This window comes from Neopararhizobium haloflavum, assembly GCF_002750855.1.
In the GTDB taxonomy this organism is placed as follows: Bacteria; Pseudomonadota; Alphaproteobacteria; order Rhizobiales; family Rhizobiaceae; genus Georhizobium; species Georhizobium haloflavum.
Genome location: NZ_NWUC01000003.1, coordinates 119537 through 132071, shown reverse-complemented (window position 1 = coordinate 132071; position 12535 = coordinate 119537). Strand labels below are relative to the sequence as shown.

The window sequence follows — 12535 nt, the reverse complement described above, 5'->3', positions numbered from 1 at the left end:
TCACGCGTTTGCTTCGCTGACCACCTGGTTGAACTTGGTGAAGAACTGGCCGGCGAGCTTCTTGGCCGTCGAATCGATCAGCCGTGATCCCATCTGCGCGATCTTGCCGCCGACCTGCGCCTTGCAGGCATAGTTGAGCACCGTCTCCGTGCCGTGATCTTCCAGCGCGACATCGGCGCCGCCCTTGGCGAAACCGGCAACCCCGCCCTGTCCCTCACCCGAGATCGTGTAGCTTTCGGGCGGGTTCATGTTCTGCAGCGTGACCTTGCCTTTGAAGTTGGCGGAAACCACACCGATCTTGAGTTTGACCGTTGCCGCCATCTCGTCGTCGCCGGTCATTTCCAGCGTCTGGCATCCCGGAATGCACTGCTTCAGAATGTCAGGGTCGTTCAGCGCTTCCCAGACTTTCTCGCGTGGCGCCTGGATGCGCTCGCTTCCGCTCATCTCCATGGGTGCTCTCCTCAGGCAGGCCTGTTTGTCGGACCTTTCTTGCAATTCGCAGACGCCTTTGCCAAGAGGAGAACCGATAATGTGTCAGAAAGTATGAAGCGCCCGGCCGCTGACGCCGCGCTGCCGACGGATATCTCCTTGAACGAAAAGCCGCGTCGAAACCGCAAGAGCCGCAAAGATGACCGGCAGGATCAGCCGGTCCTGCTCGACCGCCCGATCATCAGGCGCGAAGGCGAGCGGCCTGCAGAGACCGTTCCCCTTGTTCTCGAAAGCCCGGCCGGTGCCGGATTTGCCCTGATCGACAGCGGCGATGGCGAGAAGCTTGAACAATACGGACCCTACAGGATCGTGCGGCCGGAGGCCCAGGCGCTCTGGCCACGCAGTCTGTCGGACAGAGATTGGCGCGATGTCGACGCTGTTTTCACCGGCGATGTCGACGAGGACGGCATGGGACGCTGGCGTTTTCCCCGCGAGCCGCTGGGCGAGACGTGGCCGATGCGTCTCCTCGACGTGGATTTCCACGGCCGGTTCACCGCATTTCGGCATGTGGGGGTGTTTCCGGAGCAGATGGCGCACTGGCATTGGATGCGCGAACGCATCGCCGAGGCGAAACGACCGCTCAAGGTGCTCAATCTGTTCGGTTATACCGGCGTCGCATCGCTGATCGCGGCGGCAGCCGGCGCACAGGTGACCCATGTCGACGCATCGAAGAAGGCGATTGGCTGGGCCCGCGACAACCAGGCGCTCGCCCACCTCGACGATCGACCGATCCGCTGGATCTGCGATGACGCCATGAAATTCATTGCGCGCGAAGAGCGGCGTGGCAACACCTACGACATCATTCTCACCGATCCGCCGAAATTCGGCCGCGGACCAAACGGCGAGGTCTGGCAACTCTTCGACCACATCGCGCTCATGCTCGATATCTGCCGCGAATTGCTATCGCCGAAACCGGTCGGGCTCGTGCTGACCGCGTATTCCATACGGGCCTCGTTCTATTCCATCCACGAACTGATGCGCGAGACGATGCGCGGCGCCGGCGGGCGCGTGGAATCGGGCGAACTCATCTTGCGCGAGGCCGAGGCCGGACGCGCCCTGTCCACCTCTCTTTATTCGCGCTGGGTGCCACAATGAACGATCACCGCCAGGAAAGGCGCCGCATCGGGCAGGTCAAGGAAGTCACGAGCCTGACAAACCCGATCGTCAAGGATATCCGGGCGCTGTCGCAGAAGAAGCATCGAGAGGAGACAGGCCAGTTCATGGCCGAGGGCTTGAAGCTCGTCATCGATGCGCTTGAGCTGGGCTGGACGGTGCGCACCCTCATCTATGCCAAGGCGGCGAAGGGCAAGCCGAAGGTCGAGGCCGCGGCATTGAAGGCGCTCAACGCCGGTGCGCTGGTACTTGAAGTGAGCGAGAAGGTCCTGACGACCATCACGCGCCGCGACAATCCGCAAAGCGTCGTCGGCATCTTCGAGCAGCGCTATCTCCCGCTCGCCCGTCTCCAGCCGTCGAAGGATGAAACCTGGATCGCTCTCGACCGGGTGCGCGATCCCGGCAACCTTGGAACCATCATCCGCACCGCTGACGCGGCGGGCGCTTCCGGCGTCGTTCTCCTGGGCGACTGCGTCGATCCATTCTCGCTTGAGACGGTCCGCGCGACTATGGGTTCGGTCTTCGCCGTGCCGCTGGTCCGCACGGGTCTTTCCGAATTCATTGACTGGGCAAGGCGAGGCGACGTGCAACTCGTCGGGACCCATCTGGAGGGGGCAGTCGACTATCGCAGCATCGATTACCGCCGGCGGGCGACCATCATCGTGATGGGCAACGAACAGCAGGGCTTGCCGGGCGAACTCGCCTCCGCCTGCGCGGCATTGGCGCGCATTCCCCAACAGGGCCGCGCCGACTCCCTCAATCTCGCCGTCGCGACCGCCGTCATGCTGTTCGAGGCGCGAAGGCATCTGCTGACACTGGAAAGCAAACGCTGATGGCCGCAACATCTCTCGCCCGCCCGCTTCCCGCCGCAGCCCTTGTGGCTTTGCTCGTGGTGTTGGACCAGGCGATCAAGATCGTCGTCGAGACGAGCCTGCCCTTGCACGAGCCGGTCGAAGTGATCCCGATGCTGGCCCTCTTCCGCACCTATAACGAAGGCATCGCATTCTCGTTCATGTCCGGTGCGTCCGAATGGGTCTTGCTGGCCTTTACCGGAGCGATTGTCGCCTTCGTCCTCTATCTCTGGCGCTCCACATCGCCATCGCGCTTTCTGGCTCATCTGGGATATGCCCTGATCGTCGGTGGTGCGATCGGCAATCTCATCGACAGGGCCGTCTATGGTCATGTGGTCGATTACATCCTGTTCTATACCGACACGTGGTCCTTTGCCGTCTTCAACCTCGCAGATACGTTCATCACGCTCGGTGCCGCCGCGATCATTCTCGACGAGATCGTGCATTTGAGGCGCTCTTCCACCGCGTCGAAAGACGAAGGCCACTGAGGTTTTTATGGGTCGTGCCATGCTGTAGGCAGGAGACCAGCGATATATCGATTGAGGAGGAAGCCGATGCAGGAGCCGTTCAAGGCCATTCTCGTCTCGCGAGACGAGGACAAGAAGCAGTCCGTGGCCGTGGCCGATCTCACCCTGGCCGAACTGATGGAAGGCGATGTGGTGGTCGAGGTCGAGGCGACTACCGTCAACTACAAGGACGGGCTGGCGATCACCGGCAAGGGGCCTGTCATCCGCCGCTGGCCGATGATCCCTGGCATCGATGCTGCAGGAACCGTGGTTTCAAGCGAAGGCGATGCGTTCAAGGCCGGCGACAAGGTCCTGCTCAACGGCTTCGGTGTAGGCGAGACGCATCTTGGCGCCTACGCGCGATATGCGCGGCTGAAATCGGACTGGCTCATCGCGCGGCCGGATGGCATGAGCGCAATGGAGACGATGGCGGTTGGGACCGCCGGTTATACGGCCATGCTCTCGCTCATGGCGCTTGAGCGGCACGGGATCACGCCCGATAGCGGTCCGATCCTCGTCACCGGCGCAAACGGTGGCGTCGGCACGGTCGCCATTTCGCTGCTCTCCAAACGCGGATATTCCGTCGTCGCCTCGACGGGCCGTCTGGGCGAGGCAGACTTTCTCAAATCGCTCGGAGCCTCCGAGGTCATCGATCGAGCGGAACTCTCCGAACCGGGCAAGCCGCTCGGCAAGGAGCGCTGGGCCGGTGCGATCGACGCCGTTGGCAGCCACACGCTCGCCAATGCGCTTGCGATGACGCAGTACGGCGGTGCCGTTGCCGCGTGCGGTCTTGCCCAGGGCATGGACCTGCCGTCCAGCGTGGCGCCCTTCATCCTGCGTGGCGTATCCCTTCTGGGCATCGATTCGGTGATGGCGCCGAAGCCCCTGCGGATCGAGGCGTGGAAGCGCCTTTCGGCCGAGTTGGAAAGGGACAAGTTGGAGTCCCTGACGACGACGATCGGTTTCGATGGCATCATCGATGCAGCTCACGCGATCCTGGAGGGCAAGATTCGCGGACGGGTTGTCGTCGACATGATGCGCTGACATTCCGACGCACTGTTCCGTTTGATGCGCAGTTGTTCTAAACCGTCGCGATGCTGATCCTGGCACTCGATTCCGCATCTCACCTCTGCGCTGCTGCCGTTTTCGATACGGATGGGGAGCGTGTGCTGTCCCGCGCCGTTGAGGATATCGGTCGCGGTCATGCGGAGCGGATGATGGCGGTGATCGACCGCGCGCTCTCCGAGGCCGGCGTCGGTTATGCCGACCTCGGCCGCATCGCCGTCACGGTCGGGCCGGGCTCATTCACCGGCGTGCGGGTCGGCGTGGCAACGGCGCGTGGCCTGGCGCTTGCGCTGGGCCTCACCTCTGTCGGCATATCCAGCCTCCATGCCATTGCCGCGCCGCATCTGGCTGCTGCGGAAGGCCGTCCGGTCTTCGCCCTCTTCGACGCGCGCAGGAACGAGATTTACGGCCAGCTCTTCGCTTCCGCCAAGAAGGTGATGTCGCCAGCGGCCGTGCTCGACCTGGACACTGCGGCCGCAATGGTGCAACGCCACGCCCCGATACTGGTCGGCTCGGGCTCCCCGCTTGTTGCTAGCCATATCCGGGGCGGCGAGCACGAGATCGTCGGAACGGCATCTGCTCCCGAGATCGGCGACGTCGCACGCCTTGCCGCCAGTGTCGATGCGACATTGCCGCCACAGCCGCTCTATCTGCGGGCGCCCGATGCAAAGCCACAGGCGGGTTTCGCGCTCGCCCGACGGACGTGATCGCCTACGATGATTGGTGGCCTGTTCTCCCGCAGCAGCGAATTCGATGTGGTTCCCATGGAGGAGCACCACTATGCTGCAGCCGCTGAGATTCACGGCATGGCCTTCGCGCGCCCTTGGAGCGTCGAGGAGATCGATGCCTTGTCGTCTCAGACGAACGTCCATGGCTTCGTTGCAAGGCCGGTGTCCGGGGCGCGAACGGTGGTCGCCGGCTTCGTGCTTGCCCGGTTCGCTGCCGACGAGGCGGAAATCCTGACGATCGCGGTGCGTGAACGCTTCAGAAACCGCGCGATCGGCTGGCGGCTTATGCTGGCCGCGATCCGGCAGATGCGCGCCGATGGCGCGGAAACGATGTTCCTTGAGGTCGACGAGGCCAATGCCGCGGCCATCGCGCTCTATCGCCGTCTCGGGTTCCGCAAGGTCGCCGAACGCAGCGCCTATTACAAGCATCCCGGCGGCGAGCGTACCAGCGCGCTTGTCATGCGGCTTGATCTTCGCTAGTCGACAGCCACCCGACAGGAGCGCAATCGGTGAGCCAAGACCTGAAACCTCTGGAAGAGCGTTGCGCCGACCGCGGCATGCGGATGACGGAGCAGCGGCGCGTGGTGGCACGCGTGCTGGACGGCGCAGCCGATCATCCAGACGTGGAGGAATTGTACCGCCGCGCATCCGAGGTCGACCCGAAGATTTCCATCTCGACGGTCTACCGCACAGTCAAGCTCTTCGAGGATATCGGCATCATCGAGCGGCACGACTTTCGCGACGGCCGGTCGCGCTACGAGACCGTGCCCGAAGAGCACCACGACCACCTGATCGATCTGAAGACGGGGACCGTGATCGAGTTTCACTCCGCCGAGATCGAGGCATTGCAGGAGCGCATCGCCCGCGAGCATGGCTTCAAGCTGGTCGACCACCGGCTGGAGCTCTACGGCGTCCCGCTCAAGAAGGACGAGCGCTGAGACCGTCGGGGCGCAAGGGAAGTGGACGTTCTCTGTGATCGGAAAGCTGCGCATTTGCCTCGCCGCCGCCGTCTTCCTGCTCGTGACGCTCGTCATGCTGCCTGTGCATCTGGTGGCGCTCGCGCTTGATCTGCCGCTGGCGCGCCGCCTGCCGCATATCTGGCACCGGCTGATGTGTCCTGTGCTCGGATTGCGCGTGACCGCCTGCGGCGAGCTTTCCACACGTCGTCCATTGATGCTCGTCGCCAATCACGCGTCCTGGCTGGACATCGTGGCGCTTTCCGCCGTGGCGGAGGTTGCATTCATCGCCAAGGCGGAGGTGCGCGACTGGCCGTTCTTCGGCTGGCTGGCGCGCTGGCAGCGATCCGTTTTCGTCGATCGCGATCGGCGCCGTTCGGCCGGCAGCCAGATCGCAGCGATCGCCGAGCGTCTGGACCGCGGCGAGATCGTGGTATTGTTTGCCGAGGGGACCACGTCCGACGGGAACCGGGTGCTGGACTTCAAGTCATCGCTGTTCGGCGCTGCGCGCGACGCCGCCGGTCGCAGCGAGCATGGCGAAATCATCCTGCAGACCGCAACCATCGCCTATACGCGCATCCATGGCTTGCCGATGGGGCGTCGCCACCGAACGCTTGCCACATGGCCCGGGGACGTTGACCTGTTGCCGCATCTGCTGACCGTTCTGAGGGAGGGGGCGATCGACGTCGACATCCATTTTGGTAGCCCGGTCCCGTTCTCTCCCGAAAGCGACCGCAAGACGGTGACGCGCGGTCTTCATGGCGAGATCAGCCGGTCGCTCAGCGATGTCCTTCGCAAGGGTTGAGACGCGCCGCAGTTATCGGGGATTTTCTTCCAGCGCGATTGCGACTACATAGCCGCCCATGGCACAGCACCAGACATTGACGAAAACAGGAGCGACCGCGCCCGCCGAGGAGGGCCAGCGCAAGGTCTATGTGAAGACCTATGGCTGCCAGATGAACGTCTACGACTCCGACCGGATGGCCGACGCCCTGGCCTCTGACGGCTATGTACGGGTCGAGACGCCGGAGGAGGCGGATCTTTACCTCATCAACACCTGCCACATCAGGGAAAAGGCTGCCGAGAAGGTCTATTCCGAGCTCGGCCGGCTGCAAAAGCAGAAGCGCAGGGCAACGGCTGGCGCCAAGGATTTCGTCGTCGGCGTGACGGGCTGTGTGGCGCAGGCGGAAGGAGAGGAAATCTTCAACCGTTCGCCTGTGGTCGACCTGGTCGTTGGCCCGCAGACCTATCACCGGCTGCCCGCTGCCGTGGAGCGAGCGCGCGCCGGGGAGCGCGTGCTGGAAACCGACTATGCCATGGAGGACAAGTTCGACAAGCTGCCTCCACCGAGGGAGAAGGCAGTCCGCGCCCGCGGGGTCAGCGCTTTCCTGACCGTTCAGGAAGGTTGTGACAAGTTCTGCGCCTTCTGCGTCGTGCCGTACACTCGCGGCTCGGAAGTCTCGCGCTCGGTGGCGCAGATTGTCGGCGAGGCGAAAAAGCTCGTCGACGCCGGCGTGCGCGAGATCACCTTGCTCGGCCAGAACGTCAACGCCTGGCACGGAGAGGGCGAAGACGGACGAGAGTGGGGGCTCGGCGAACTGCTCCACAGGCTTGCGGCGGTCGATGGCCTGGAGCGGCTGCGCTATACGACGAGCCACCCGCGCGACATGGATGACGCGCTGATCGCCGCACACCGCGATCTGCCCCAGCTGATGCCCTATCTCCATTTGCCCGTTCAGTCCGGGTCGGACCGGATCCTCAAGGCGATGAACCGGCGGCACAAGGCCGAAGATTATCTGCGCCTCATTGATCGGATTCGGACGGCGCGACCCGATCTTGCGCTATCGGGCGACTTCATCGTCGGGTTTCCCGGTGAGACGGATGCCGATTTCGACGCGACGATGCGCCTGGTCGAAGAGGTCGGCTATGCGCAGGCCTATTCGTTCAAATATTCGCAGCGTCCGGGCACGCCGGGGGCCGAGTTCGGTGATCAAGTCCCCGACCCGGTCAAGGCCGAACGGCTGGAAAGACTGCAGTCTCTCTTGACCGAGCAGCAATTCGCATTCCAGCGCCAATGCGTTGGCCGCGAGGTGGACCTGTTGCTCGAAAAGCCCGGTCGCTGGGAAAACCAGACCGTCGGCCGTTCGCCGTGGCTCCAGCCAACAATTGTTGATGCAAGAGGCGCTGAGATCGGTGACATAATAAAGGTGCGAATTATCCGGACCGAGGCCAACAGTCTCTTTGCCGAGCGGCTATAGGACTGTTACGATGCCTCGGGGCATTGAAAGGAGCCATATCGTTTGCAAACGCACGATCCTGTCATGACATCGCCGGGAACGCGGGCCTCGGGGGCCTCCGATACCACTCACATCGTGCTGACATTCGAGAACAACAGGCTCGCCAGCGAACTCTTCGGACAGTTCGACCAGAATTTGGCATTGATCGAGCAGAAGCTCGGCGTCGATGCCAGGGCGCGCGGCAACCAGGTCTCCATCCGTGGAGGCGAAGGCGCAACAGCGCAGGCCCGCCGTGCCCTCGACTTTCTCTATGACCGGCTGCAGAACGGCAGCGACATCGCGGCATCGGATGTCGAGGGCGCCATTCGCATGTCCATCGCAGCCGATGACCAGCTGACGCTGCCGACCATGGAGCGCAAGGGCAAACTCGCCTTCGCGCAGATCGCCACGCGCAAGAAGACCGTCGTCGCCCGCACTCCGACGCAGGACGCCTATATCCGCGCCATGGAGCGCGGCGAGTTGACCTTCGGCATCGGTCCGGCCGGCACCGGCAAGACCTATCTCGCCGTGGCCTATGCCGCCCAGTTGCTCGAACGCGGAGCGATCGACAAGATCATCCTGTCACGACCCGCCGTCGAAGCCGGCGAGCGGCTCGGCTTCCTGCCCGGCGACATGAAGGAGAAGGTCGACCCTTATCTGCGGCCGCTCTATGACGCGCTCTACGACATGATCCCCGGCGACAAGGTCGAACGCTCGATCACTGCCGGCGTGATCGAGATCGCGCCGCTGGCGTTCATGCGGGGACGCACCTTGACCAATGCCGCCGTCATTCTCGACGAGGCGCAGAACACGACGTCGATGCAGATGAAGATGTTCCTGACGCGTCTTGGCGAAAACGCCCGCATGATCGTCACCGGCGATCCGAGCCAGATCGACTTGCCGCGTGGCGTCAAGTCGGGCCTCGTCGAGGCACTGCGCATCCTGAAGGGCGTCGAAGGCGTGGTCACATGCCGCTTCCGCGATACCGATGTCGTGCGGCATCCGCTGGTCGCCCGGATTGTACGCGCCTACGATGCCGACAACACGATGGTCGAAGACAGCCACAAGCCTGGCGACTGATGGCTGCCGCGTCGACCGGGATTGATATCCAGATCGCGATCGAGAGCGAAGGGTGGCCGTTGGAAGCAGAGCTCGGCCGCCTGTGTGACAAGGTTCTTGCCGCGGCGGCGGTCTATCTGGAGAGGGAGACGGGACAGCAAGCGCCGGAAACGCCGCCTGAGCTTTCGCTGCTCTTCACCGATGATGAAGCGATGCGCGCGATCAACGGGGAATGGCGTGGCAAGGACAAGGCCACCAATGTCCTTTCCTTTCCGGCTTTCCCCATCGAACCCGGCGCGCCGCTCGGACCCATGCTCGGCGACATTGTGTTCGCTCGACAAACAATAGCCAGCGAAGCCAAGGACTTGGGACTAAGTTTCGACGATCATCTGGCGCATCTCCTTGTCCATGGCTATCTTCACCTTGTCGGTTACGACCATGTCGATGCCGATGATGCGGATTTGATGGAATGCCATGAGACTCGCATTCTTGCCACGCTTGGCGTATCAGACCCTTATGGGGACAGTGATCCCCGATAGCTTTTGAAGAGACAATGAACGATCCAGTTCGAATGCCCATGCCGTCTCCCGCTTCCGAAGAAAGCGGCGAGGACGGCGCAAAACCTCCGAGTACGAAGCCTCAGCAGCGTAAGTCAGATCGCGTCAGGCCGACATTGTGGTCACGCGTGTCGCGCTGGATGAGGCCCTCGGATCCCAACAATCTACGCGATAATTTCGCCGACGCGCTCCTGACGGACGCGGAGAACGGCACGGCCTTTTCTCCTGAGGAGCGGGCCATGCTGCACAACATCTTGCGCCTGCGCGAAGTGCGGGTGGAGGACGTGATGGTTCCGCGCGCCGACATCGAGGCGATCGACCAGTCGATCTCGATCGGCGAGTTGATCGTGCTGTTCGAAGAATCCGGCCGCTCGCGCATGCCCGTCTATTCCGATCATCTCGATGACCCGCGCGGCATGGTGCATATCCGCGACCTTCTTGGCTACATCACCAAGCAGGCACGCTCGAAGCGGCGCGCTGGCTCCAAATCGCCCGCCAACGGCAACGGCAGTGCGGGCAGCGCTTCGTCGAGAAAACCCGCGGCGCCCTTCGATCTTGGCCGGGTCGATCTGTCCAAGACGGTTCAGGAAGCGGGCATCACCCGCAAGGTGCTGTTCGTGCCGCCGTCCATGCTGGCGTCCAACCTCATGGAGCGCATGCAGGCGACGCGCACACAAATGGCGTTGGTCATCGATGAATACGGCGGGACCGATGGTCTCGTTTCGCTGGAGGACATCGTGGAGATGGTCGTCGGCGATATCGAGGACGAGCACGACGACGAGGAAAAGATGATCACAAAGGCGTCCGACGACGTGTTCGTGATCGATGCCAAGGCCGAGCTCGAAGACATCGCCGAAGCGGTCGGGCCCGATTTCGACGTCAGCGAGCAGATCGAGGACGTGGATACTCTTGGGGGCCTCATCTTTTCCGAACTCGGCCGGATTCCGGCGCGTGGCGAATTGATCCAGGCCTTGCCGGGGTTCGAGTTCCATGTTCTCGACGCCGACCCTCGCCGCATCAAGCGCGTGCGCGTGGTGCGCCGCCGCCATGGCGAACGTCGACGCCGCCCCGCCCGCCCGGACGTCGAAGAGAGTACCACGCCGGCGGCGCCCGATCATTCGATCGGCGAGCACGGCCCTGCTGCAGGCGATGCCTCGCAGAGCGCGCGTCAGATCGAGCGCGCCGGCGGGGCTTGATCCGGCAGCCGCATACATTGCCAGAACCGCCGCGTCGTCGAGACAGCGGCGGTTTTTTTTGAAAGGATTGCGCCGGACGAATCGGGGCTGAAGGTCAAGACATATGGGGATGCTGGAGCGGTTCGCCGGCCGGATCATGCTGCAATCGGGCTGGCGTCGGGCGCTGACCGCCTTTCTGGCAGGTGCGTTCGCGGTGCTCGCGCTGCCACCTTTCGATTTCTTTGCCGCGATGTTCGTATCGTTTCCAGTCCTGGTCTGGCTCCTCGACGGAGCGAGCCCCGATCCCGATCGAGGATTTCTCGGCCGTTGCAGGCCCTCCTTCGCCTGCGGCTGGTGGTTCGGCTTCGGCTATTTCGTTGCCGGGCTGTGGTGGCTCGGCGCGGCGTTGCTCGTGGAGGCCGACAGCTTTGCCTGGGCCATACCTCTGGCCGTGCTCGGCCTGCCCGCTCTTCTCGCCATCTTCTTTGGATTGGGCACGACGCTGGCGCGTGCGATCTGGTCGGATGGATTCGGTCGGATCGCGGCGCTTGCCTTCGGATTGACGATTGCCGAATGGCTGCGAAGCTTTGCTTTCACCGGTTTTCCCTGGAACACGATAGGCTATGGTGCCATGCCCGTCCCGCTGGCCATGCAATCGGTCACGGTGGTCGGTCTTATCGGCGTCACGCTCCTCGCCATTGTTGTTTTCTCCGTGCCGGCCCTGGTGGCGACCCGGCGCGGGCTTTTCCAGGGCCTTTCCTGCGCTTCAGTCATCGTTGCCGCGCATCTCGGCTTCGGTGCGTATGAACTCTCGCAGGCTGCAAGCGATGCCGCTGGCGCCAACGCCGCTATCGTGCGCATCGTCCAGCCGTCCATTCCCCAGGAAATGAAATGGAGCGCGGCCGAACGCGATGCGATCTTCAACGCCCATCTGGAACTGACCAACCGACCGCCGGAGGTCGAAGGGGCGGTGCCATCGCTGATTGTCTGGCCGGAGACCTCCGTCCCCTATATCCTCACGGAAGCGCCGCGCGCGCTGGGCGCGATCGCCGAAGCGCTCGATGACGGACAGCATCTGGCCGCCGGTGCGGTGCGGGTGGACGACAGCCGGCCGGCGGCCGGCACCCGGTATTACAACTCGATCACGGTGATCGGCGACGGCGGCGAGATCACCGCAGCGGCCGACAAGGTCCATTTGGTGCCCTTTGGAGAATACCTGCCCTTCGAGGATTTTCTGACGTCGCTCGGCCTTTCTGCTATCGCCGAGACGCCGCAAGGCTTCAGCGCAGCGGCGGAACGGACGCTGCTCGACATTGGCGAGACAATCACGGCGTTGCCGCTCATCTGCTACGAGGCGATTTTTCCCCTGGACTTAGCCGCCATCGAGAGCCCGCCCGACATCATTCTCAATGTGACCAACGACGCCTGGTATGGCGCGACGCCTGGCCCTTACCAGCATTTTCGGCAGGCGCAGATCCGCGCGCTGGAAACCCGCACGCCCATGGTCAGGGCAGCCAACAATGGGATATCTGCCGTCACGGACAGCTATGGACGAATCGTCGACGGCCTTGCGTTGAATGCCGTTGGCGTGATCGATGCCCCAATCCCGGAGCGTGTTGTGCCGAATTGGAACAGGACGGAGCGAATGCGGAACCTCTGGTTGCTGATCGGCATGATTTTGTTCGTTGCAATCGTTTCCCGTGCAAGTTTCAACACGCAATGAATTGACCAAAAACCCCTAAAATTGCATAGTCCTTAGC

At 63.1% G+C, this 12535-nt stretch carries 13 protein-coding genes and 1 pseudogene; 13 read left to right on the top strand and 1 reads right to left on the bottom strand.

The window, feature by feature from the left end; translation table 11 throughout:
• Complete coding sequence (locus CN673_RS08195) at positions 1-450, bottom strand: SRPBCC family protein (RefSeq protein ID WP_099865773.1); 450 nt, start codon at positions 448-450, stop codon at positions 1-3.
• 81 nt (positions 451-531) lie between these two features.
• Between CN673_RS08195 and CN673_RS08190 the strand changes: the two genes are divergently transcribed.
• The 13 genes and pseudogenes from CN673_RS08190 to lnt all read left to right on the top strand — a co-directional run bounded on the left by CN673_RS08190 (position 532) and on the right by lnt (position 12498).
• Complete coding sequence (locus CN673_RS08190; protein WP_245409831.1) at positions 532-1584, top strand: class I SAM-dependent methyltransferase; 1053 nt, start codon at positions 532-534, stop codon at positions 1582-1584.
• Complete coding sequence (locus CN673_RS08185; RefSeq protein ID WP_099865771.1) at positions 1581-2435, top strand: TrmH family RNA methyltransferase; 855 nt, start codon at positions 1581-1583, stop codon at positions 2433-2435. The genes CN673_RS08190 and CN673_RS08185 overlap by 4 nt, the downstream gene beginning before the upstream one ends.
• Entirely contained in the window at positions 2435-2941 is a 507-nt protein-coding gene (gene lspA, locus CN673_RS08180; RefSeq protein ID WP_099865770.1) for a signal peptidase II, read from the top strand. The genes CN673_RS08185 and lspA overlap by 1 nt, the downstream gene beginning before the upstream one ends.
• Before the next feature lie 66 nt (positions 2942-3007).
• Positions 3008-4003, top strand: coding sequence for an acrylyl-CoA reductase (NADPH) (gene acuI, locus CN673_RS08175; RefSeq protein ID WP_099865769.1), 996 nt, complete (start codon positions 3008-3010; stop codon positions 4001-4003).
• Positions 4004-4053: 50 nt separating this feature from the next.
• Positions 4054-4731, top strand: coding sequence for a tRNA (adenosine(37)-N6)-threonylcarbamoyltransferase complex dimerization subunit type 1 TsaB (tsaB, locus tag CN673_RS08170; RefSeq protein ID WP_099865768.1), 678 nt, complete (start codon positions 4054-4056; stop codon positions 4729-4731).
• Between the two features lie 9 nt (positions 4732-4740).
• Positions 4741-5232 (top strand): ribosomal protein S18-alanine N-acetyltransferase, encoded by a 492-nt coding sequence (gene rimI, locus CN673_RS08165; RefSeq protein ID WP_099865767.1) that lies wholly within the window; start codon positions 4741-4743, stop codon positions 5230-5232.
• A gap of 77 nt (positions 5233-5309) precedes the next feature.
• Positions 5310-5690, top strand: coding sequence for a Fur family transcriptional regulator (locus CN673_RS08160; RefSeq protein ID WP_099866104.1), 381 nt, complete (start codon positions 5310-5312; stop codon positions 5688-5690).
• Positions 5691-5724: 34 nt separating this feature from the next.
• The gene (gene olsA / locus CN673_RS08155; protein ID WP_099865766.1) at positions 5725-6513 is read left to right on the top strand and encodes a lyso-ornithine lipid O-acyltransferase; all 789 of its coding nucleotides are present in this window, start codon (positions 5725-5727) and stop codon (positions 6511-6513) included.
• A 118-nt stretch (positions 6514-6631) separates the two neighbouring features.
• A pseudogene (gene miaB / locus CN673_RS08150) lies at positions 6632-7966 on the top strand (tRNA (N6-isopentenyl adenosine(37)-C2)-methylthiotransferase MiaB); the annotation flags it as partial.
• A gap of 63 nt (positions 7967-8029) precedes the next feature.
• Entirely contained in the window at positions 8030-9064 is a 1035-nt protein-coding gene (locus CN673_RS08145) for a PhoH family protein (protein ID WP_099865764.1), read from the top strand.
• Entirely contained in the window at positions 9064-9582 is a 519-nt protein-coding gene (ybeY, locus tag CN673_RS08140) for an rRNA maturation RNase YbeY (protein ID WP_099865763.1), read from the top strand. Before CN673_RS08145 ends, ybeY begins: the two co-directional genes overlap by 1 nt.
• Before the next feature lie 14 nt (positions 9583-9596).
• Positions 9597-10796: a hemolysin family protein gene (locus CN673_RS08135; protein WP_099865762.1), complete on the top strand. Its 1200-nt coding sequence runs from the start codon at positions 9597-9599 to the stop codon at positions 10794-10796.
• A gap of 109 nt (positions 10797-10905) precedes the next feature.
• Entirely contained in the window at positions 10906-12498 is a 1593-nt protein-coding gene (gene lnt, locus CN673_RS08130; RefSeq protein WP_370853021.1) for an apolipoprotein N-acyltransferase, read from the top strand.
• Positions 12499-12535 lie beyond the last annotated feature (37 nt).